Origin of the sequence: Ignavigranum ruoffiae (assembly GCF_900110675.1) — a bacterium.
Lineage (GTDB): Bacteria > Bacillota > Bacilli > Lactobacillales > Aerococcaceae > Ignavigranum > Ignavigranum ruoffiae.
This window is the reverse complement of the sequence record NZ_FOEN01000001.1, coordinates 377355-399517: the sequence shown is the minus strand read 5'-3', so window position 1 is coordinate 399517 and position 22163 is coordinate 377355. Positions and strand designations below refer to the sequence as shown.

General features: G+C 36.9%; 21 protein-coding genes and 1 other annotated feature. Of the genes, 19 read left to right on the top strand and 2 right to left on the bottom strand.

Annotation, left to right across the window (positions count from 1 at the left end; genetic code table 11):
* The first annotated feature begins 141 nt into the window (after positions 1–141).
* The 6 genes from BMX34_RS01785 to BMX34_RS01760 all read left to right on the top strand — a co-directional run bounded on the left by BMX34_RS01785 (position 142) and on the right by BMX34_RS01760 (position 4989).
* Positions 142–321, top strand: a complete 180-nt coding sequence (locus tag BMX34_RS01785) for a hypothetical protein (protein WP_092570173.1) — start codon at positions 142–144, stop codon at positions 319–321.
* Between the two features lie 184 nt (positions 322–505).
* Positions 506–1660, top strand: a complete 1155-nt coding sequence (locus tag BMX34_RS01780; protein ID WP_092570171.1) for a YcaO-like family protein — start codon at positions 506–508, stop codon at positions 1658–1660.
* Between the two features lie 12 nt (positions 1661–1672).
* The gene (locus tag BMX34_RS01775; protein ID WP_092570169.1) at positions 1673–2494 is read left to right on the top strand and encodes a peptide arginase family protein; all 822 of its coding nucleotides are present in this window, start codon (positions 1673–1675) and stop codon (positions 2492–2494) included.
* On the top strand, positions 2481–3440 hold the full coding sequence (locus BMX34_RS01770; protein WP_092570167.1) for an ABC transporter ATP-binding protein: 960 nt from the start codon (positions 2481–2483) through the stop codon (positions 3438–3440). Before BMX34_RS01775 ends, BMX34_RS01770 begins: the two co-directional genes overlap by 14 nt.
* Entirely contained in the window at positions 3437–4216 is a 780-nt protein-coding gene (locus BMX34_RS01765; protein ID WP_092570165.1) for an ABC-2 family transporter protein, read from the top strand. The genes BMX34_RS01770 and BMX34_RS01765 overlap by 4 nt, the downstream gene beginning before the upstream one ends.
* Positions 4216–4989, top strand: a complete 774-nt coding sequence (locus BMX34_RS01760) for an ABC transporter permease (protein WP_092570163.1) — start codon at positions 4216–4218, stop codon at positions 4987–4989. Before BMX34_RS01765 ends, BMX34_RS01760 begins: the two co-directional genes overlap by 1 nt.
* Before the next feature lie 36 nt (positions 4990–5025).
* Here the strand turns inward: BMX34_RS01760 and BMX34_RS01755 are convergent, their stop codons facing one another.
* The gene (locus tag BMX34_RS01755; protein WP_092570161.1) at positions 5026–6372 is read right to left on the bottom strand and encodes an N-acetylmuramoyl-L-alanine amidase family protein; all 1347 of its coding nucleotides are present in this window, start codon (positions 6370–6372) and stop codon (positions 5026–5028) included.
* A 172-nt stretch (positions 6373–6544) separates the two neighbouring features.
* Positions 6545–6730: a binding site (T-box leader), on the top strand.
* A 52-nt stretch (positions 6731–6782) separates the two neighbouring features.
* Between BMX34_RS01755 and hisS the strand changes: the two genes are divergently transcribed.
* Entirely contained in the window at positions 6783–8102 is a 1320-nt protein-coding gene (hisS, locus tag BMX34_RS01750) for a histidine--tRNA ligase (protein WP_092570159.1), read from the top strand.
* Positions 8103–8104: 2 nt separating this feature from the next.
* Positions 8105–9877 (top strand): aspartate--tRNA ligase, encoded by a 1773-nt coding sequence (gene aspS / locus BMX34_RS01745; RefSeq protein WP_092570157.1) that lies wholly within the window; start codon positions 8105–8107, stop codon positions 9875–9877.
* Positions 9878–10023: 146 nt separating this feature from the next.
* Here the strand turns inward: aspS and BMX34_RS01740 are convergent, their stop codons facing one another.
* Positions 10024–10839, bottom strand: coding sequence for a pyruvate, water dikinase regulatory protein (locus BMX34_RS01740; protein ID WP_092570155.1), 816 nt, complete (start codon positions 10837–10839; stop codon positions 10024–10026).
* A 57-nt stretch (positions 10840–10896) separates the two neighbouring features.
* On the opposite strand from BMX34_RS01740, the gene BMX34_RS01735 reads away from it, so the two are divergent.
* From BMX34_RS01735 to BMX34_RS01685, 11 genes are all read left to right on the top strand, one after another.
* Positions 10897–11376, top strand: coding sequence for a Fur family transcriptional regulator (locus BMX34_RS01735; protein ID WP_092570153.1), 480 nt, complete (start codon positions 10897–10899; stop codon positions 11374–11376).
* Between the two features lie 153 nt (positions 11377–11529).
* A complete protein-coding gene (rpsU, locus tag BMX34_RS01730) occupies positions 11530–11703 on the top strand; it encodes a 30S ribosomal protein S21 (RefSeq protein WP_035364261.1) in 174 nt (57 codons plus the stop codon).
* 354 nt (positions 11704–12057) lie between these two features.
* A complete protein-coding gene (locus BMX34_RS01725) occupies positions 12058–13026 on the top strand; it encodes a PhoH family protein (RefSeq protein ID WP_234971654.1) in 969 nt (322 codons plus the stop codon).
* Between the two features lie 114 nt (positions 13027–13140).
* Positions 13141–13617, top strand: coding sequence for an rRNA maturation RNase YbeY (gene ybeY / locus BMX34_RS01720; protein ID WP_092570149.1), 477 nt, complete (start codon positions 13141–13143; stop codon positions 13615–13617).
* Positions 13601–14005, top strand: a complete 405-nt coding sequence (locus BMX34_RS01715) for a diacylglycerol kinase family protein (protein ID WP_092570147.1) — start codon at positions 13601–13603, stop codon at positions 14003–14005. Before ybeY ends, BMX34_RS01715 begins: the two co-directional genes overlap by 17 nt.
* Positions 14002–14907: a GTPase Era gene (gene era, locus BMX34_RS01710; RefSeq protein ID WP_092570145.1), complete on the top strand. Its 906-nt coding sequence runs from the start codon at positions 14002–14004 to the stop codon at positions 14905–14907. The genes BMX34_RS01715 and era overlap by 4 nt, the downstream gene beginning before the upstream one ends.
* A gap of 12 nt (positions 14908–14919) precedes the next feature.
* Positions 14920–15696, top strand: coding sequence for a DNA repair protein RecO (gene recO / locus BMX34_RS01705; RefSeq protein ID WP_092570143.1), 777 nt, complete (start codon positions 14920–14922; stop codon positions 15694–15696).
* A 265-nt stretch (positions 15697–15961) separates the two neighbouring features.
* Entirely contained in the window at positions 15962–16852 is an 891-nt protein-coding gene (glyQ, locus tag BMX34_RS01700) for a glycine--tRNA ligase subunit alpha (protein WP_092570141.1), read from the top strand.
* Positions 16853–16854: 2 nt separating this feature from the next.
* Positions 16855–18906: a glycine--tRNA ligase subunit beta gene (glyS, locus tag BMX34_RS01695; protein WP_092570139.1), complete on the top strand. Its 2052-nt coding sequence runs from the start codon at positions 16855–16857 to the stop codon at positions 18904–18906.
* 35 nt (positions 18907–18941) lie between these two features.
* On the top strand, positions 18942–20252 hold the full coding sequence (gene obgE, locus BMX34_RS01690) for a GTPase ObgE (protein ID WP_092570137.1): 1311 nt from the start codon (positions 18942–18944) through the stop codon (positions 20250–20252).
* Between the two features lie 13 nt (positions 20253–20265).
* Positions 20266–22119, top strand: a complete 1854-nt coding sequence (locus BMX34_RS01685; protein ID WP_092570135.1) for an acyltransferase family protein — start codon at positions 20266–20268, stop codon at positions 22117–22119.
* The last annotated feature ends 44 nt before the right edge of the window (positions 22120–22163 follow it).

Genomic DNA, 22163 nt, shown 5'->3' with positions numbered 1-22163 from the left:
ATAAAAATAGATAAGAAATATTAAAATAGAATGATATGTATATTGCTATTACGTTAAATTTTATAATGATATATTTACATGATATCGACTAGTTATTGAAATTACAGAATTATTCGTATTCGACGAGAAAGGAGGGATATTATGGGAAGAAGAAGAACTGAGATAAATGTTGATAAAGAATATCCTTTTGTTTTAGATGACTCTGAATTAGAAGTATTATGTGCTTTTTTCGATGATGAAAACATTATTAAAGAACTTACATCTGAATTTATTACAAATTCAAAGACTAGAAATAAAAAAATTATTAACCCATTAAAATAAATTCTAAGTATTTCAATTTTATAACACATATGAAATGAGGATATGTATCTTTTCATATGTGTTTTATTAATATGATAAAGAAAAATAAATGCTACTCCTTAGAAAAATTATTTTAAAGACTAAATGACTAATTCAAACTTGTTATATATTACCAGTACTAATTACTTTCTAGGAGGTGAGTATCTTGTATGAAAGACATATTGATCAGAATAAGTCTTTGGTTCTAGGTAAAGAAATGCTAAAAAAATTAAATTTGACAATAAATATGGAAAATTTCAAATGTGGTAAATTTTGTACGGTAATAAAAGTAACAGATAATGAAAAAATCCCGTTTGCTGCTGGAAAAGGTGTATCTCAACAAGCAATCATTAGTGCAATTTTTGAAACTATCGAACATTCATTATTCGAAAATATGAATATGACAACAACTCCAATAAGCTTGAATTCTATTCTGGAAGGAGATATTAAGTTAAAATATGATGTCCCTTTAAAACTAATTAAAAAGAAAAAATATGAGAATAAAATTGATTGTTATGAATTTAAAAATGAACAAGAAAATAAAGTCATATACTATCCAGCTTTTTTAATAAATCCCAATCATAAACCACCAAGAGGGCTAAGATTTTTGAGAAAATATTGTTCTAATAACGGTTTGGCTTGCGGTGTAGGATTTGAAGAAGCAATTATACATGCTATAAATGAGGTAGTTGAGAGGCATTCGGTTTCACAGCTTTATAAAAACTATTTTATAAGAAAAGAATTAAAATTGAAGAATATCTCTATGTTATCGCTCCCAGTTAACCTCGTTAAACTATGGAAAAATATTGAAGAATCAATCGGTTCTGAAATTACCGTATTTGATATAACAACTGTTGATGGGATAAATACATATTATGCATTTGCAAAGCATTCAAAATTTCCGCTTCCTCTAAGAGGCTCGGGAAGTTCGATATTTGCTGAGTATGCGATTGAAAGAGCGTTGATGGAAATTTTTCAATGTTATTCAATAATGGATGAGGCAGATTTCAGCATGGATTTACTTACGTTACAGAAATTTAATAACAACCAAATTTATATGAACATTTTATTTCATAATTTTTGTGAAAAAGATTATAAAAAAACAAATTTAATCAAAACAATCGGAGATTCCGTTTCGGTAAATAATTTAAATGTAATATATGATAAAATGACCATGTATTTAAAAAAAGCAGACTTTAATTTTTATTTTAATATTGTCTATAATAAAAATAATCTTTATGCGATCAAAGTGTTTATTCCAGGAACTGATAATTTTCAAGCTATTATGAACGGTTGCTATTTAATTCCATCAGAAATTTAGAGGAGTTTTATTATGGTAATTATTGAAGAGCATCATGAATTAGTACTCGAATTATTCAGAAGATATGGCCTGAATTCTAAAATAACAGTAATAAATTATGATAATCATTCTGATTTATTTTCTCCTCTGTTAAATTTAGATAGTCTTAAAGTAAATGATAATTTTGTCACAGAAAAAAGTTTGAAAAAGATTGTATATTCATCACTAAGAGTAAGTGATTATATTATATTTTTATTCTATTTAGGAATAATAAAAAAACTTGTGTGGGTAAATAATGAAAAAATTAATAGAAATTTCTTTGTCTCGCTTATAGAAAATAATGATTATTATCCATATACAAAATTAAGTCTCTCAACTAAGAAAACTTCAGACAAAGAAATAATTTTTTTGTCCTCTGAGTTACATCATTTGTTAAGTTTTAGAGATGAAATTATTTGTGTTTCTATTGACTTAGATTTTTTTTGGTGTAATGATTTTAAGGGTGAATCAGTAACTGTTGAAGTGACAAAAGAAGAGTATATTGATTTTTATAGAAACAAATATCATACTTTGCGATTATCCTATGGCCAGCGTTGTAAAATGGAAAAATATGATGGAAAATATTTTTTATCTATTTATGAATTTCCTAAGAAAAGTAAAAAAAAGCCTAATATATCAATTATTATATCGAAACTAGATATCTTAATACAGAAAATATTAGAAGAAAGAAAAAATATTGACTTAATTGTTATATGCAAATCTGTTATTAGTGGATATATGGATCAAGATTTAGCAAATCAAATAATTAATTATTTGAAAGCTAAGTTAGAGGGAGAATATTATGATATCGATTAATAATTTAACCTATAAATATACGTCTTTTAAAAAAGAGGTTGGCCTTTTAGGCACATTGAGAGATTTAAAAAAAAGAAATAAATTTGAAAAAATAGCGTTAGATGATCTATCAATGTCGATTTCAAGTGGCGAGATTGTTGGTATTTTGGGAAAAAATGGTGCAGGAAAGACAACTTTGATAAAAATATTAACGGGAATACTAGCTCCGACTCAGGGAAAAGTTTATTGTAATAAAATGATACCTTATCTTAGAGAAAGAGATTATTTAAAAAATATAGGTGTTTTAATAGGTCAAAAAAGTCAATTGATTTGGGATTTACCAGCTATAGATACTTTAAAAATGTTACAAGTAATATATGAGATTGATGATTTTAAATTCAAAAAAAATATTTCTGAAATGCTTATTTTATTAAACCTTGAAAGCAAAATTAATATTCCAGTAAGAAAACTGTCTTTAGGAGAAAGAATAAAATTTGAATTGATGTGCGCTTTGATACATATGCCAAGAATACTATATTTAGACGAACCAACTATTGGGTTAGACATTACTAGTCAGTATGCTATACATTCTTTCTTAAAAAAAATTAATCACGAAAAAGGGATAACAATCTTGTTGACTTCCCATAATATGAAAGATATAGAGTCATTATGTGACAGGGTCGTAATTTTAAATCAGGGAAAGATTTTTGAGGACAGTAGCCTTAAAGATATCGTTAAGAAATATAGTGCTTCAGAAAAAATTATTATCAAATTTTTTAATAAAATTCCTGAGAAATTTACTCATTATTATCAATTATCTAAAGATACAATTGAAGTGTCAAACTCAGATTTTTTAAAAATATTAGATGATTTGTCTTTAAGCAATATATATTCTATAAACAGAGAAATAACATCTTTTGAAGATGTTATATTTAAAGTGTTTAGTATGGAGAGTGATAATTTGTGAAGAAATATATTATTATAGCTCTCAATCAATTTTATGCGAGCATTACTTATAAAACCAATTTTTTTGTAGGAATCGTATCTATCTTGATTTCTACCATTTTATCAATTTTTACTTGGAATGCGATTTATGCCAGTACAGACGAAACTATTATTGCAGGTTTTTCTTTATCAGAAATGTTCTGGTACTTATTACTAACCAATGGCTCTTCAATAATTTTTTCTTCCGCTGAGTCGTTAAGAACAGGGATGTTGGTTAAAACTGGAAGACTATCTACCAAGTTGATAAGACCAGTATCCATCTTATATGAAGGATTTTGGATATTTATTGGAAAAAAATTGTTTTTCATATTATTATTATTTTTTTTACCTTTTTTTCTTTACAATAATGGATATTCATTCTCTTATAGTATATTATTATGGTTCTATTCTTTATTAATATTACCAATGTTTTACCTTTTAATGACAACAATTGGAAACTTAGGTTTCTTCTTAATACACATTTGGCCATTAAGACCACTCATTAATTCTATATATATGCTTTTTGGTGGTTTTTTATTTCCTTTAAATATATTCCCAAACTCAGTATTTTCCTATATTAAATATAATCCCTTTGCGATGACTTCTTATCAGTATGCATTGTTTATCCAAGAAAAGCTTGATTTTGGAGAAGCATTATTAAATATCAAGATTGTAATGGCTTGGATATTTATTTTAATAATTATATATCATTGGAGTTTTTCTAAGGGATTAAAAAAATATGAAGGGATGGGGGCATAATGAATTTAAAATTGTATTTACAATTTGTAAAGCAAAGCCTTCAAGAATTTTTCATTTATAAAACAACTGCATTAATAACAGCAACAGTCGGTCTTGTCTTTTTTTCTATTGAGATAATAGCAGGAATAATTTATTTTGAAGAAATTGATTTGTTGTTAGGGTGGTCGAAGACTGATTATTTTTTATTAGTCACTAGTGCTAATCTAATAAATTACATTTACCAGTTTATCTTTATTTCTGCACATGAACATTTGTCCGAAGCTATTATTGAGGGGGAATTGGATTATTCTTTAGTTCGACCGATAAATTCATTTTACTACTATATTTTTTTTCGAATAGATGTTGGGAGTATAATTAATCTTATTGTTGTATCAATCTTTGATCTATATTTAATTTCAAAATATCCTATTAATTTATTGCATTTATTAATGTACGTACTATCAATTATTATAGGTGTTTTTACTCTTTTTTTGTTGAATCAAATTGCTGTCAGTTTTTCTTTTTGGTTTGAAAGGGTGGAATCTGTTCAGGGAATTCCAGAAGAACTTTTTGATTTTTCAACTCGGCCTATGTCGATATATCCATCAAGTATTAGATTTCTATTATCCTGGATTATTCCTCTATTATTGGTAGTCAATACTCCCGTTTTAATAATACAGGGAGAAGTGAATTATTTATATTTTATTTTCATCGGGGTATTCGACATAGTATTATTTAAGCTTGTAAAAATTATGTGGGAAAAAGGTCTTCAACATTATTGTTCTGCTAATTAATTTGAAGGTAAGAATAATAAAAGTTCTTTCAAGCCATTAAGGTTGGCGTAATTTAAGATAGTTATCGAGGCCATTTATAATTGCCTGGTAGACTTTATCGTTGAAGTCTTTTTGTTGGACGGTGCGTAAGTCTTCCGCGTTAGATAGATAACCTAATTCTAATAATAATGCCGGGTGATGGTTTTCTCGGATCACCTGATAGTTACCAAAGCTAGCCCCAACATTAGCAAGAGGGAGACCTTTTAGCTCGGTGTTCATCGCCACCGCTAAATCGTAGTCTGCTTCGTGGAAATAATAGGTGGTTGTCCCATTCCAACTTGGGTCGGAAGATGCATCATAGTGAATACTTAAGAATATGTCAGCATCCGTTTGGTTACTAATGGCAGAACGTTCGGCTAAATCTACCCATTGATCGCTCTCGCGAGTCATGATAACCTTGGCTCCAGCTTTTTCCAGGGCATCTTTCAAGCCAAGACTAGTATTTAGATTGAAGTCTTTCTCGAAGATCACATCTGAATTTAAGGCACCCACGTCCTCCCCACCATGGCCTGGATCTATCACGATGGTAGCATCTTTCAAAGCGCGGGCCGGTGTATCTGTGCTATGATTCTTAGAATCAGAAACAAAGGCTGAAATTCGAGCTTCTATGTACATCTGTACGCCTGCAGAATTCTTCACTAAATACCATTCGTTACCATCCACATCAATCTCGTCAGATATAAATTCGAATTCTTCCTGTAAACTTGGATTATAAATCACTTGACCATAGCTAGAAGGCTGATCAAAGGCTCCTTGGTTAGCTACTCGCACTTTTACAATTTCTTTTTCGCTCATGGGTTCCTGATCTTGGTCTGGCATTTGTGATTGTACTTGTTCTTCCGAGAGGATCTCTAGTTGATTGGTCGGGACAAAGACATAGGCATTGTCGTATTGAACTCGCGACCAGCCCAAAGATTCCTGATTAAGGTCCAAGATTTGGCCAGTTTCAAACTCACCCAGAACTTGACTATCTTGGCTAGCTTTCTGGTAAAAAGGGGTCGTTTGACGTACTTTAGCTTTAAGTGGACTATCGGCTTGTAGGCTTTCATTATTTAAATACCACTTAGCCAGCCAGCCTTGTTGGTGATCTAAGGTTCGAATCAGTAACCATTGATGGTCTTCTTTAAGAACTTGAACAACTTCTTGGTCTTTTAAAGAATAGACCGCTTTACTGTCACTGGCCGGATTCTCTCTTAAGACAGTGTTAGTGCGTTGAATTTGTAACGTTTCTTGGACAAAAAGAAAGTTGATTAAAATTAAAGGGATGACTAGTAAAATTAAACTGATGAAGAGCGGCAGCCGCTGTGTATTTATTTTGGATGGTTGGCGAAGAAATTGAGTCAAGCTGGACGCCCTCCTTTCAGATAGTCACTTATCTATATTATAAGAATGCTGATTAAGCAATTCAAATTTATTTCTTACTGTTACCTAATAGTAATCTCTATGTCAAATAAATGACATCTTTAAAAATCCAAGAAATAACTTGACAAAGTTTAAGCCTATGTTAAATTAGTATTAACAATCAGTGAAGTAGACAAGTAAACGATGATGACAGAGAGCTGCCAAATGCTGAAAGGGAGTAAATCGTTGAAGACACTATGGAGATGAATAATGCAAAGTTATTCCGTTGACTGCGTTAAAGTCTAAAGGTAATTCATTAGAATTACGAATTTAGGTGGTACCACGTTCACTCGTCCTATGGCTTGTTCATAGGACTTTTTTTATTATAGATTATTATTTAAGGAGGAAGCCAAATGATTAACAAGATGAAGGGAACCGAAGATACTTTACCGATTGAGATTAACAAATGGCATTATGTAGAAGAGATTGCGCGTGATATTTTCGAATCCTACCATTTTAGTGAGATCCGGACACCCATGTTCGAAGCGGTAGAACTCTTTAAACGGAGTGTGGGCGATACTTCAGATATCGTCACGAAGGAGATGTATAACTTCAAAGATAAGGGCGAGCGTGAAATTGCGCTACGTCCGGAAGGAACTGCTCCGGTGGTCCGGGCTTATGTCGAACATAAATTGTTCGGGCCTGAGTTTCCTCAACCGCTCAAAGTTTATTATATGGGTCCGATGTTCCGTTATGAGCGTCCTCAAGCGGGTCGTCAACGTCAATTCAATCAATTGGGCGTGGAAGTCTTAGGGACCTCAAATCCGGCGATTGATGCAGAGACTATTGCCTTAGCCTGGGATTTCTTCCAAGAATTAGGCCTAAAAAATATCAAAATCTATTTAAATTCGTTAGGTAAGACCGCGGAACGTCATGCTTATCGCCAAGCTTTAATTGATTACTTTGAGCCGCATCTTGAAGAGTTAAGTGAGGATTCTCAAAGACGTCTTCATGCCAATCCTTTACGGATTTTGGATAGTAAAGACGAACAAGACCAAGCCTTTGTTAAAGACGCCCCGATTATTACTGAATTCTTGTCTGAACAAAGTTTAAATCACTTTAATCAAGTGCAAGAAATGTTGGATATCTTAGAAATTCCTTACCAGGTAGATCCATATATTGTCCGTGGTTTGGACTACTATCAAGATACCATCTTTGAAATTATTGTGGAGGACGATTCTATCGGAGCCCAATCGACCATTTGTGGTGGAGGAAGATATGATGGCTTGGTTGAACAATTAGGCGGTCCCAATGCACCAGGTTTTGGTTTCGCCATTGGTTTAGAACGCTTGTTACTATTATTAGATGAACAAGAGATTGAAATTCCTGTTGAAGATAATCTAGATGTATACGTGATGGCCATTGGTCAAGAAGCTCAAGGAACGGCGCTACGTTTAGTGCAAGCCGCTCGTCAGACAGGCTTGACGGCCGATCGGGATTATTTAGACCGAAGCATTAAATCACAATTCAAGACCATTGGTAAGTATCAAACCAAACTCTTATTAACCGTCGGTGAAGATGAGCTTGAACGCAATGTCGTTCAAGTTAAGTATCTAGCCAGTGGTCAACAAAAAGAAGTTTCCATGGATGAAATCATGGATGATTTCATCGGTGTATTTCGCCGGCATACCATGGATACAAGTGTAATTGATAAGTTTTTTGAAGGAGAGTAAGCATGGCAAAAAGAACGACATATTGTGGCTTAGTAGATGAAAAATGGGTTGGACAAGAAATCACGCTGAAAGGCTGGGTCCAAAAAAGACGAGACCTAGGTGGCGTTATTTTTATCGATTTAAGAGACCGCGAAGGTTTCTGCCAAGTTGTCTTTGATAAACAATATATTCCTGATCAAATGGACGAAGCTGATCATTTGCGAAGTGAATTCGTTATCGAAGTGACTGGACAATTGGTTCACCGATCCGCTGATCAGATAAATCCAAAGATTCCAACCGGTAAATTTGAGTTAAATGCCAACAAATTGATAGTTCTTGCTAAGAGTAAGACACCGCCCATTTATATTGAAGATGAAATTAATTCCGAGGAAGAAGTACGTTTACGTCATCGATTCATTGATATTCGACGTAAACCCGTCTTTGAGAACTTGAGATTACGTCATCAAGTAACTAAGACCATGAGACATTTCCTCGATGATTTGGGATTTATTGACATTGAGACCCCCTATCTGACCAAATCAACCCCAGAAGGGGCCCGCGACTTCTTAGTGCCAACGCGTCGTGAACCTGGTCAATTCTATGCTTTACCTCAATCACCTCAAATCTTTAAGCAATTATTGATGGGAGCCGGTATTGACCGTTATTATCAAATTGTTCGCTGCTTCCGCGATGAGGATTTACGAGGAGATCGTCAACCAGAGTTTACCCAAGTTGATATTGAAACTTCATTCATGGAACAAGAAGAAATTCAAGAATTTATGGAAGCCATGTTGAAAGAAGTGGTGAAAGAGACCCGCGGAGTTGAGATTACAGAAGATTTTCCAACCATGACTTATGCTCAAGCTATGGCTGAATACGGTACCGATAAGCCGGATATCCGTTTCGAAATGAAATTGGTAGACTTAAGCCAAGTGGCGGCTGAGTCTGATTTTGCCGTCTTCAAAAATGCGGTAGACCAAGGGGGCATGGTTAAAGCGATTAATCTTAAAGGACTAGCAGATGAATATACTCGCAAGACTGCTGATAATCTCTTTAATATCGTTAAACCATATGGGGCTAAAGGTTTGGCCTGGGCTAAGGTTACTGAAGAAGGCTTAAATGGTCCGATTGCCAAATTCTTTGCCGATCCAAAAGCCTACCAGGCTTTAACCCAACCTTTACAAGCTGAGGTTGGCGATATCATCTTCTTTATGGCGGATAAAAAAGAAGTTGTCGAACCAGCTTTAGGTACTTTAAGAAATTATCTAGCCAAGGAACATCAATTATATGACGCAGACGAATTGGCATTCCTTTGGGTGACTGACTGGCCATTGCTTGAATTCGATCCTGAATTAAACCGTTATGTGGCTATGCACCATCCATTTACTGCACCACAAACTGATGATATCGATCGTTTGATGGAACATCCTGAACAAGCCTTAGCCAAAGCTTATGACATCGTCTTGAATGGTTACGAAGTTGGTGGGGGATCGATTCGAATTCACACCCGACCAATGCAAGAGAAGATGTTTGATTTATTAGGCTTTACCCCTGAAGAAGCTTATGCACAATTTGGCTTCTTATTGGATGCTTTCGAATATGGTTTCCCTCCTCATGGTGGGATTGCTTTAGGGTTGGACCGGTTAGTCATGATTTTAGCCCAAGAACCAAATATTCGAGAAGTCATCGCTTTCCCTAAGACCGGTTCAGGGATGGACTTGATGATGCAAGCCCCTAACAAAGTGGCTCATGAACAACTTCGTGAACTGCACCTCGCTGTTAAAGCCAACAAATAAACTGAAATGTAATCTGAGCTTTTAGTCGCTGTCGCTCAGGCCTCGATTAATAAACAATAGTCGCATATTTATCCTGCCAGATAAATATGCGACTATTGTTATTTCTTTTTTCAACTGAGGGTTTATTTTTATTAGATTTAAAATGTTTATCTCGGAGTGAGTCCTAACATATCAAGAATAATTGAGGCAGATTCTTCGATACTTCGATCAGCGACATTCAGCGTCCGGCAACCTAAATCTTGGTAAAGCTTGCGGGCATAAGTCAATTCTTCCTCAATCCGTTCTTTAGAGGCATAGTGACTTCCTGGTCCCAAACCATATTCAGCCATTCTCTTTTCGCGGTGACGATTAATAACGTCGACTTCATTGGTTAGGCCAATAATTTTATTAGGATCGATTGAATATAATTCTGGACTGACTTCTTTCTCCGGCATAATGGGCAGGTTGAGCACTTTATAGCCTAAGGTTCCTAGATACATACTTAGAGGCGTTTTCCCGGTTCGAGAAATCCCTAGCAGGACAATTTCCGCTTCATCTAAGCCAGATAAATCTTTCCCATCATCATAATGAATACAGAATTCAATCGCCTTGACCCGGGCGAAATATTGTTCCGAGAGTTCATGCTGAGCACCAGCAATGGTCGATGGTTTTAAATCTAAACGACGTTGTATTTCTAAAATAAAAGGTTGGATGAGATTGTAGCAGATCAAGCCTGTTTCAATGCAGGCTTTCTCCACGAATTGGGCTAACTCAGGATCGACAATCGTCATAAAAAGAAGCCCATCGTGTTTTTGAGCATGGTCGATGATATCTTTTAATTGCGCTTTGTTGGAGATAAAGTTATACTTATGTAATACTGTGTGGGCAGTTGGGAATTGGGATAGGGCGGAACGAGCTACTTTTAGGGCTGTTTCGCCAATAGAATCTGAAAGTATATAATAGTGTAGCGTTTTGTTTACCATGGACTTCCTCCTTTATCGTTACTATAGTATCATAAGAAATTTTGGAGTTGAATAATAATGGAAAAAATCGAAGACCTTAAGAAGGCTTCTCAATTGAACGGTCATTATGACGATCCGGAAGAGCTCGTAGAGGCTTCTCTAGCTCTTTTAAAAGATCAAGGCTTTAAAATGACCAAAAAACGTCGTGAAATCTTAGAGATTTTTGCTGAGGAACAAAATTATCATAGTGCTAAGGAAATTCATTCAACCTTAACCAAGAAGTATCCGACCATGTCTTATAATACAACATATCGGAATTTATATGATTTTGTGGAGAATGGTATATTAGAATCGACTGAGTATAATCAAGAACAACTCTTCAGGATTGCTTGTAATCATAACCACCACCATCATCATTTTATCTGTACTTCTTGTGGAATGACCATTGCCATTGATGTCTGTCCCATGGATTTGGTGGGTTCTGCTTTGGACGATGTCTATGTTGAATCTCACCGGTTCGAAGTTTTTGGTTTATGTCAGAAGTGTATGAAGGCATAACTTTCCCATCTTTAAGCATGTTTTTTTGTTGATTTATGAAGAACAGATTATAAAAATGCTTGAAAAGAACAAGGTTTTTGCTATAATAGACAAGAACTTTATTCGCTTTCCTTAAGCGATTATGGTTATGAAAGCTTGGGAGGAGGGGATTATATGTCTAAGACAGTTGTTCGTGAAAACGAATCATTAGACGACGCTCTTCGTCGCTTTAAGCGTAACGTTTCTAAAACCGGTACTCTACGCGAGGCTCGTAAACGTGAGTTTTACGAAAAACCAAGTGTTCGCCGCAAAAAGAAATCAGAAGCCGCTCGTAAGAGAAAATTTTAATTTCTAGTAGAAACTTATATACTACTGTTTCTTACTGCATCTTAACATAGTAGCAATATTTCTTGAACCTTTTGGTTTTTGTATATGTATATAGTTATTTAGTTTTTAGTAAGTTCACAGTGAGCGATGAAGTATTTAAGAAATAGCTTATTTCTTACAGAGAAGCACCCGTGTGGTGCTTTTTTGTTTTTCAACTGAGGACATTGAATAGAAGCCCGACACGTACTTTTGATCATCTCGGCCTGGATTATTTTATCTGTCAGTTTATTTAGGGGAGAAGTCAACTTTTCTATGTGTATTTTGTGAGCGATTATGCTATGCTTTATTTATTCGAGGATAGAAGGAGATTATTATTTGAAGGATAAATTCTTATTTACTAAACAACTTGTGATCACGAATAGTGACTGGTTATTGGCTGTATTAGGAACCAATGATAAGTATGTGGCCTTAATTGAAGAGAGTTTGCCGGTTCAGATTTCTAATCGGGGTGAAGTCTTAACTATTTCTGCGGATGATCAGCTGATGGTGGATCAAGTTTATCAATTGTTCATGAATTTATTACATTTATTAGAACGCAAAATTACTCCCCACACGATGGACGTGATTACGGCCATCAAGATGTTGAAAGAAAATCGCTTAGAATATTTCTTAAATCTTTATGATGAGGTCATTGGCCGTACCTTTGATGGGAAAGCAGTTCAGGCTAAGAACTTCGGCCAACTTCAATATAGTCACGCAGTGCGCGATTATGACGTGGTCTTTGGGATTGGTCCTGCTGGAACTGGTAAGACCTATTTGGCGGTCGTAATGGCGGTAGAAGCCATGCGCAAAGGCCAAGTTAAGAAAATGATCTTAACCCGCCCTGCTGTTGAAGCTGGAGAAAATCTGGGCTTTCTTCCGGGTGATCTTAAAGAGAAAGTGGATCCTTATTTAAGACCAATCTATGATGCCCTTTATGCCATCTATGGTCGCGAACATACCAATCGTTTGATGGAGCGAGGATTAATCGAGATTGCTCCTTTAGCATATATGCGGGGGAGAACTTTGGATGATGCTTTTGTTATTTTGGATGAGGCTCAAAATACAACCATCGCCCAAATGAAGATGTTTCTAACTCGTCTAGGTTTTGGCTCCAAGATGATTATTAATGGTGACCAAACACAAATTGACTTACCTAAAGGCGTTAAATCCGGTCTAAAAGATGCTCAAGAAAAGTTAGCTGGCCTACGCCGGATTAAATTTGTGAGTTTTGATGAATTTGATGTCGTTCGTCACCCAGTAGTCGCAGACATTATTCGAGCATACAGTCAGAAAGAAGAATAATACTTTAAGGGATTAGATTTTCAATTTAGACTTGGAATCTAATTAGCTCACAGAAAGCTTCTAGCACCAATGCATTCCATTGAAAGACATTGATTAAAGATAGGGAGTGATCAGATGAATATTGAAGTGATTGATGAGCAAAACCGCTTAAAGCAAGCTCAAATCGATATCATTACCGATTTAATCCAGTTGGCAGCGGCTCATATTGACCGTCGTCAAGATTTTGAAGTGGATATTTCCATTGTAGACAATGAAACAATTCATCAACTTAATCGAGATTATCGCGGCATTGATCGACCGACAGATGTTTTAAGCTTTGCTCTTGAAGAAGAGAGTGATCAGGATAATTTCCCTGATATCTATCAACAAGCAAACTTATTTCCTAGCCATCTAGGTGATATCATCATTTCTTATCCGAAGATTAGGGAACAGGCTGAAGCTTATGGCCATTCTTTTGAGCGTGAACTTGGCTTTCTAGCGGTTCATGGTTTTCTACACTTAAATGGCTATGACCATCAAACACCGGCAGAGGCTGAAGAGATGTTCAGCATTCAAGAAGAGGTATTGAAGCGTTATGGACTCTCACGATAAATATCATGCTTGGCGGAAAGTTATTCGCTCATTTTCATATGCTGGCCAAGGTATTCGGCAAACCTGGCGCAGTGAACTGAATTTTAGAATTGAAATTGCCATCAGCATCTTAGTAATTGGGATGGCCAGTTTTTTTGGTCTAGCCTTATCGGAATGGGCCATCCTGTGTTTAACCATTTCAATTGTGTTAGCACTGGAACTGGTTAATACAGCCTTGGAGGCGGCAGTTGATCTAATCACCGATCATCGTTATGCTCCCTTGGCCAAAGTCGCCAAAGATGCGAGTGCAGGCGCCGTCTTTTTGGCGAGTATTATGGCTGTAATTATTGGCTGTCTAATTTTTATTCCATATCTTTGGGAGTGGGGAAGGAATTGGGGGACATTATGAGAAATAAAGAGTTTAAATCAGGTTTCGTCACACTGATCGGTCGCCCGAATGTGGGCAAGTCTACCTTAATGAACGCCTTAGTTGGACAAAAAATTGCGATTATGTCAGATAAAGCGCAGACCACTCGGAATAAAATTCAGGCGATCTATACGGATGATGAAGCTCAAATAATTTTTATTGATACACCTGGAATTCATAAACCTAAGCATGCTTTAGGCGAATTCATGGTTGAAACGGCTTTTCAAGCAAGTCAAGGCGTTGATTTAGTCTTAATGTTGGTCAATGCTAGCGAAGCGATTGGTCCCGGTGATCGGCGGATATTAGACCACCTGCGGGAAAATCCTTTACCCAAAATCTTGTTAATTAATAAAATTGATTTGATTCATCCGGATCAATTACTAACGATTATTAATAGTTACCGTCAAGAAGTAAATTTCGATGCCGTGATTCCCATCTCGGCTCTCCAAGAGATTAATTTAGAACAAGTACTTCAGACCATTAAAAGCAAGTTACCTATAGGTCCCCAATATTATCCACAGGATCAAATTACCGACCATCCCGAATATTTTGTTGTTGCTGAATTTATTCGCGAGAAGTTGTTATACTTTACCCGGGAGGAAATTCCTCATTCAATCGCTGTCAATGTCTTAAAGATGCGGCCAGATGAAGAGGGGATAATGTCCATTGAAGCAGATATCATTGTCGAACGCAAAAGTCAAAAAGGCATTGTGATCGGTAAGAAGGGCCAGCTAATTAAGAAAGTGAAACAATTGGCGCGCAAAGATATTGAAGGTCTTTTAGGAGAGAAAGTCCGACTCAATCTCTGGGTCAAAGTTCAAAAAGATTGGCGCAATCATCAAAAACAATTAAAGGACTTGGGCTATCACCCTGATGAGTATTAAGGATGTGATTAGATGAGTGATTCCTTTAGTGGAATAGTCATTTATAAAAAAGATTACCGAGAACGTGATGCCTTGGTCAAAATATTTACCCAAGAATACGGTTTTAAAATGTTTTTTATTAAGAATTACCACCGGGCTAATCACCCCTTGCATTCTATTTTATTTCCCCTCACTTATAATCAATATGTCGGCACGATTCATGCAGATGGACTTTCTTTTATTCGTGAAGGGGTTGCGCTGAATCGATTTCTATCGATTCGTCAAGACTTGACCCAACAAGCCCATGCGAGTTATTTAGCCCAATTATTCGATGCCAGTATTGAAGATCAGCAAGCTGACCATGCATTATTTCAACTATTTTTGAATATTCTTCAGGCTATGGCTCAGGGCAAATCAGCCCAACTCCTGACCATCTATGGCGAGCTTCATTTATTGCAACGCTTTGGTATATATTTGCATTGGCAGGGATGCAAGCTTTGCGGAAGATTAAAGGGAGAACTGGATTTTTCAATGGCACTTCAAGGTGTCCTCTGTCAGCAACATTATTTGGCCGATCCTCACCGCTTACATTTATCCTCCAATACAGTGAAAGTCTTGATCCTCATGGCCCAAACACCTTTGTCTCAGATTAATAATATTCAAGTCCGACCTGAAACGCTAAAAGAGATGCGGTACTTTATGGATCAGATTTACCAAGAATTTGTCGGGATTCGTTTAAGAAGTAAATCTTTCTTAGAACAGATAGAACAATTTCAAGGCTCATTGAAACCATCTTCTAATGAAAAATAAGCCTCGATAAAAGCAGATCATGGATTGACAAATATCGAGCAAGTCGGTAGAATTAAAACCAATGAGGACAAGAACAAGAAGATGTTTCAGCGAACTTAGGATAGTGGGAGCTAGGTCAATATCGTAGGCGGACTCAAATACAATTGGATATCTTAAGTGCTAGTTCCTTGCTAGAATTAGGGTGGAACCGCGAATTTATTTCGTCCCTATGATTGCTTACGGGTAATCATGGGGATTTTTTTATGGAGGATAGGAGAGAGAAGCTATGAAAGCACAGAGTATGCAAGAAATTATTTTGACTTTACAGAAGTTTTGGTCAGACCAAGGTTGTTTGTTATTACAAGCTTATGATACTGAGAAAGGGGCGGGGACGATGAGTCCTTATACTTTCCTCCGTGCCATTGGCCCTGAACCTTGGAATGCCGCGTACGTTGAACCATCTCGGCGTCCAGCTGATGGTCGTTATGGTGAGAATCCAAATAGACTTTATCAACATCATCAATTCCAAGTGGTCATGAAACCTTCCCCTTTAAATATCCAAGAACTTTATTTAGCTAGCTTAGAAGAAATTGGCATCAATCCATTAGAACATGATATTCGTTTTGTTGAGGATAATTGGGAGAATCCTTCGTTAGGTTGTGCCGGCTTAGGTTGGGAAGTTTGGATTGATGGGATGGAAATCACCCAGTTTACCTATTTCCAACAAGTTGGGGGCTTACGTTGCCATCCGGTAACCAGTGAATTAACTTATGGTTTAGAACGTCTGGCCATGTACATCATGGATGTTGAGGATGTCTATCAATTACAATGGGCACCTGGTGTCAAATATGGTGATATCTTTAAGCAACCAGAACGGGAACATTCAACTTATGCCTTTGATTTATCTGACAGCCAATTGCTATTTGAGGCTTTCAATGCTTATGAGAAAGAGGCTCAACGTTGTATTGAAGCTGGTTTGGTGCATCCGGCTTACGACTATATTTTGAAATGTTCACATAATTTTAATTTATTGGATGCGCGCGGTGTGATTGCAGCTTCAGACCGTCCCGCTTATCTAAGAAGAATCCGCAAATTGGCGCGCGGCGTGGCCGAACAGTTTGTTGCCGAACGTGAAGCCCTAGGTTATCCATTATTACATCAGCAGGAGGAAGATTAATTATGGCCAATTATTTATTAGAGATTGGGTTGGAAGAAATCCCGGCTAGATTTTTGAAAGACTTGAGTAATCAATTAGCTGAACGGATGGCCAATTTTTTGAATGAAGAGCAACTGGCTTATGCAAATATTCGCCAGTATGCAACGCCAAGACGGCTAGCAATCTTAGTCGAAGATGTGGCCGCCAAGCAAGCAGATCGCTTCGAAAAGGCTAAAGGACCTTCTTTAAAAATCGCGAAAGATGACCAAGGTAATTGGTCTCGGGCTGCCTTAGGCTTTCTTAAAGGCCAAGGCGCTGAAGTTGAGGATATTGTCATTGAATCGGTGAAGGGTCAAGAATATATTTTCGTTGAGAAGCATATTGTAGGTCAAATGGCTAATGAAATTCTAGCCAAAGTTGATCAAGTTTTGTCGGCGATGACCTTTCCAGTGTCTATGCGCTGGAACCAGATTGAGACTGCCTTTATTCGGCCGGTCCATTGGTTGGTTTCATTATTAGATGAAGACATTATTCCTTTTGAATTTCTAAATATTCGAGCAGGCCGGGCGAGTCGAGGCCATCGTTTCTTAGCCGGGGACGTTATTATTGACCAGGCTGATCATTATGAGAATTTACTTGAGCAACACAATGTGATTGCCGATTTTAACCAACGCCAGGCAATCATCCGCCAGCAAATTGCAGATATTGAGCAAGAAAATCAATGGGTGGTTCCAATTGATCAAGGGTTATTGGAAGAAGTGACGGCCATTGTTGAATGGCCGACCGCTTTTGCTGGTCAATTCGACGACAAGTACTTAGAAATTCCGGCGATGATCTTAATTACGGCCATGCGCGACCATCAACGGTATTTCTACGTCCAAGATCAAGCAAGTAAAGATTTATTGCCTTATTTTATTTCAGTTAGAAACGGCGATAGCAATTATTTAGATAATGTACGCCAAGGAAATTTAAAAGTTTTACGTGCTCGCTTAGAAGATGCTTTATTCTTCTATCAAGAAGATTTGAAACGACCTTTGCATTTCTATCTTGAACAATTGAGTCAAGTGAAAGAACATTATAAGTTAGGCACCTATGCAGAAAAACAAAGTCGGGTTGGTAAGATTCTTAATTTATTAGACGAATTAATTCCTAATTTAGACGACCAGGAATTCATCGTTGCTCAACGAGCCAGTCAAATCTATAAATTTGATTTGATGACTTATATTGTGGACGAGTTTTCTGAACTCCAAGGCCACATGGGACAAGTTTATGCGGAGCATTATGGTGAAAGTCAAGAAGTTGCTCAAGCTATTGGTAGCCAATATTACCCCGACCATAGTGGGGGCGCTTTGCCTGAAAGTCTAGCTGGTGCCTTAATTGCTTTAGCTGATAAATTAGATTCATTATTCCAATACTTTAATGTGAGTCTCATTCCAACCGGATCTAATGATCCCTATGCCTTACGACGTCAAGCCATGGGTGTTGTTGAAATTATTTTAGATCGTCAGTGGGATTTTGATTTAGTTGAATTATTCGATAAATTGGCCGGTGACAAAGCAGAGAATTCAGAATCATTGATTCAAGCTCTTAAAGAATTCCATCAAGCTCGCTTTGCTCAATTAATGACTAAAGAAGATATTGACCATGATATTATCGAAGCCATCACAGCTCAACCTAAGTTAAATTTGTTAGAGATGACTCAAACTGCACGACACTTGCAGACTTTCAAGAATCAAGCAGCCCAAGACTATCGACAAATGGTAGAGAATATCAGCCGGATTGTTAACTTAGGCCGAGATATCGATGAGTTAAAAGTGATACAAAAAGAGGCCTTACAATCTAAATCTGAATTTCAATTGATTGAATGGCTGAATATGGTAAAATCGACTAAAACAGTTGTTGATTTTATTAATTTAATGGCTCAAGCCAGTCCAATGATTGCGACCTATTTTGAAGAAAATATGGTCAATCATGAAGATCCTGTCATTAGAGAGAATCGACTTCAAACCATGGGTCACTTATCACACTATATTCTAAGTGTCTTTGATCCAACGCGACTAATTAGCAAGTTTTAATTTCAAATAGATAGATTAAAGAAAGGAGCCAAGCAATGTCATCTTTTCTAGATTATGCAACGATAAATGTAAAAGCGGGCAAAGGCGGCGATGGCATGGTGGCTTTTCGGCGGGAAAAATATGTTCCCGATGGAGGGCCAGCTGGGGGCGATGGCGGTCGAGGCGGCTCAGTTATTTTCGTTGTCGATGAGGGTCTTCATACTCTCATGGACTTTAGATATAATCGTCACTTTAAAGCGGCATCCGGCCAAAATGGAATGAGCAAGAGTAAATACGGTGCGGCTGCTGATGATTTATATGTGAAAGTTCCTCCTGGAACCATTATTCGATTGGCGGACAGTGAAGAAGTCATTGCGGATATGGTTCATCATGGACAAGAAGTCGTCGTGGCCAAAGGCGGCCGAGGAGGCCGAGGTAATATTCGTTTTGCAACTCATAAGAATCCGGCACCATCGATTGCGGAGAATGGTGAACCCGGCGAAGAATTTGATTTACAGTTAGAATTGAAGGTACTGGCCGATGTCGCTTTAATCGGATATCCAAGTGTGGGTAAATCAACCTTATTGTCGGTCATCTCCAATGCTAAACCTAAAATTGCCGAATACCAATTTACGACCTTAAGTCCTAATTTAGGGGTTGTAAAATTGTCCGTCGACCGTGAATTTGTAGTAGCGGATATGCCCGGATTGATTGAAGGCGCCTCAGAAGGGGTGGGTCTAGGCATTGATTTCCTGAAACATATTGAACGAACGAAAGTCTTGCTACATGTCGTTGATATGTCCGCTCAACATGGACGCGATCCCTTTGCTGATTTCCAACAGATTATGACTGAATTACAGGCTTATAATGACCGTCTATTATTAAGACCAATGATTATTGTCGCTAACAAAATGGATGAGGCTGATTCGCAAGAGAATTTAGCTAGCTTCAAGCAGTCCTTAGCGACCATTTATCAGGACCAAAAGGATAATATGCCCGAAATTTTTGAGATTTCTGCTTGGCAGAATAAAGGGATACAAGCGCTAATGGAGCGCACCTATCAAGTCCTGCAGACAAGTGAATTTATCCCACTAGAAGAAGCGACTATCGAAGATCATAAGACCTTTACCTTAGCCGATGAGACAGCAAAGTTTACCATTGACCGTTTAGATGGCGACTATTTTGTGATTCGTGGCGAGAAGATCGAGAAATTATTTGCCATGACCAATACTGCCCATGATGAAAGCCTGCAGCGATTTGCTCGTCAAATGCGGTCGATGGGAATTGACCAAGCCTTGCGGGACAAGGGTGCCCAAAGCGGAGATCTGGTTGAAATTTCAGGTTTCCAATTTGAATTTATGGATTAGGTGAGAATATATCATGAATGTTAGCAATAAATCTGGTAAAAGACTCAAAATCTTTGATGGCTTAAAAGGCTTAGCCATCCTGATGATCATCTTTTATTATTTCTTTCAACATATTTTGCCAGGGGGCTTTCTAGCGGTAAATACCTTCTTGCTGATTGCTGGATTCTTTAATTTCCGCTACTTTTATTTAAAAATGTTGAGAAATGAAAGTTTCTCCTATTTGGAATACTTCAAAAGACGTCTAAACCGGCTCTTTTTCCCAATGTTGGCGATGATTATCACGACCATCCCTTTCATTTTGGTCTTTGCCCGTGACTATTTATTTAACTTGAGAAATATGGCTTTATCGAGCTTAGTTTTTCTAAATAATTACTTTCAAATCATTAATGAACAATCGTATTTCGTGCAAGCTGCCAATCCTTCAGCCTTTACCCATCTTTGGTATGTATCTTTACTTGGCCAATTAATCTTTCTGACACCGTTATTGATTACCGTGTTCTACACCTGGCACAAAAAACCATCAATCGCGGCCAACTTCCTTTTAATTATCTCGATTTTGTCGATGATTATGATGGCTTATTGGTATAAGGAAGGCCAAGATCCTACCCATGTTTATTATAGTTTGGTCACTCGAGGATTTGCCTATACTTTTGGTGGCGTGATTGGCTTAATCTTGCCACCGAAACTTAAAGCGAAACCTTTGAGTCCAAGATATAAATTAATTTTTAATGGGATATCTATCGTTGCTTTTCTTTTATTATTTTTAATGGCCAAGTTTATGTATGGGACCATGCCATTTGCTTATAACTTTGGTATGACTTTATTTACCATTGTTTCTGCCGTTTTAGTGATTACAAGTTTGCATCCCCAAACCATCATTAATAAGCTGTTAAGTTTTCCCTTGTTGACCTATTTAGGTAAACGTTCCTATTCAATTTATCTCTGGTATTACCCAATTTATTTAATTGTGCCATCTTTATCAGCTAGCTTGACCAAGAATTTAAATCTGTTGATTACTGTGCAGATGGTTCTATTATTAGTCTTAAGTGAGGTTAGCTATCAAATCTTTGAACAGAAGAAGATTAGTTTACCTGTTGGCCAAGATTTCAATTTAAAGAAAGCTCAAGAACAATTTCGTTATCTGCGCCAAGCCACCGGTCGTTATCTGCCATTAAAGATCATCAGTGGCAGCTATATTGTCTTGTTGGCCTTAAGTTTAATCGGTGGGATCCTAGCTCCCGAAGCCAAGAATGACACGGCTAAACAGATTCAAGAAGTCATTGAGAAAAATCAAGAAATCGCCAAAAAAACTCAGACAGAAGAGAGTCAACAAGAGAAAGTTATTAATAATATTGAAGGTTTAAATCAACAAGAACTATTATATGCTAATGGTTTAGATGTTTCCTTTATTGGTGATTCGGTCTTATTAAGTGCGACCGAGGATATCGAGAAGATTTTCCCTAAAGCCAGTGTCGATGGCGAAGTGGGCCGGCAGCTATACTTAACGGTAGATCATGTTCGTTGGTTACAATCAGAACAGATGGTTAAACCAGTTGTAGTGACAATTTTAGGGTCCAACGGGACCTTTACGGAAGGCCAGTTGAATGATTATATTGAAGCGATTGGTAGCGATCGGTCAATTTTCTTTGTGACCGCTAAAGTTGATAAACCTTGGGAAACAGATGCCAATAATCAACTCTTTGCTGCCGCTCAACGGTTCGGTAATGTGAACGTTATTGACTGGAAATCTTATTCAAATGATCACGATGAATGGTTTTATGATGATTTAACCCATCCTAATGTTGATGGAGCTAAAGAATTTGCCAAATTTATCGCCCAAGAAGTCTATCGTTTAAGAAATGAATAAGAACTCATACCATGTTCAGGCAACTAAATTTGGAAGATTCCTGT

Excerpts from the sequence above, each read along its gene's own strand:
- BMX34_RS01785 (WP_092570173.1), top strand. The coding sequence starts at position 142 with ATGGGAAGAAGAAGAACTGAGATAAATGTTGATAAAGAATATCCTTTT.
- BMX34_RS01775 (WP_092570169.1), top strand. The coding sequence starts at position 1,673 with ATGGTAATTATTGAAGAGCATCATGAATTAGTACTCGAATTATTCAGA.
- BMX34_RS01770 (WP_092570167.1), top strand. The coding sequence starts at position 2,481 with ATGATATCGATTAATAATTTAACCTATAAATATACGTCTTTTAAAAAA.
- BMX34_RS01760 (WP_092570163.1), top strand. The coding sequence starts at position 4,216 with ATGAATTTAAAATTGTATTTACAATTTGTAAAGCAAAGCCTTCAAGAA.
- hisS (WP_092570159.1), top strand. The coding sequence starts at position 6,783 with ATGATTAACAAGATGAAGGGAACCGAAGATACTTTACCGATTGAGATT.
- aspS (WP_092570157.1), top strand. The coding sequence starts at position 8,105 with ATGGCAAAAAGAACGACATATTGTGGCTTAGTAGATGAAAAATGGGTT.
- BMX34_RS01740 (WP_092570155.1), bottom strand. The coding sequence starts at position 10,839 with ATGGTAAACAAAACGCTACACTATTATATACTTTCAGATTCTATTGGC.
- BMX34_RS01735 (WP_092570153.1), top strand. The coding sequence starts at position 10,897 with ATGGAAAAAATCGAAGACCTTAAGAAGGCTTCTCAATTGAACGGTCAT.
- rpsU (WP_035364261.1), top strand. The coding sequence starts at position 11,530 with ATGTCTAAGACAGTTGTTCGTGAAAACGAATCATTAGACGACGCTCTT.
- ybeY (WP_092570149.1), top strand. The coding sequence starts at position 13,141 with ATGAATATTGAAGTGATTGATGAGCAAAACCGCTTAAAGCAAGCTCAA.
- BMX34_RS01715 (WP_092570147.1), top strand. The coding sequence starts at position 13,601 with ATGGACTCTCACGATAAATATCATGCTTGGCGGAAAGTTATTCGCTCA.
- era (WP_092570145.1), top strand. The coding sequence starts at position 14,002 with ATGAGAAATAAAGAGTTTAAATCAGGTTTCGTCACACTGATCGGTCGC.
- recO (WP_092570143.1), top strand. The coding sequence starts at position 14,920 with ATGAGTGATTCCTTTAGTGGAATAGTCATTTATAAAAAAGATTACCGA.
- glyQ (WP_092570141.1), top strand. The coding sequence starts at position 15,962 with ATGAAAGCACAGAGTATGCAAGAAATTATTTTGACTTTACAGAAGTTT.
- glyS (WP_092570139.1), top strand. The coding sequence starts at position 16,855 with ATGGCCAATTATTTATTAGAGATTGGGTTGGAAGAAATCCCGGCTAGA.
- obgE (WP_092570137.1), top strand. The coding sequence starts at position 18,942 with ATGTCATCTTTTCTAGATTATGCAACGATAAATGTAAAAGCGGGCAAA.
- BMX34_RS01685 (WP_092570135.1), top strand. The coding sequence starts at position 20,266 with ATGAATGTTAGCAATAAATCTGGTAAAAGACTCAAAATCTTTGATGGC.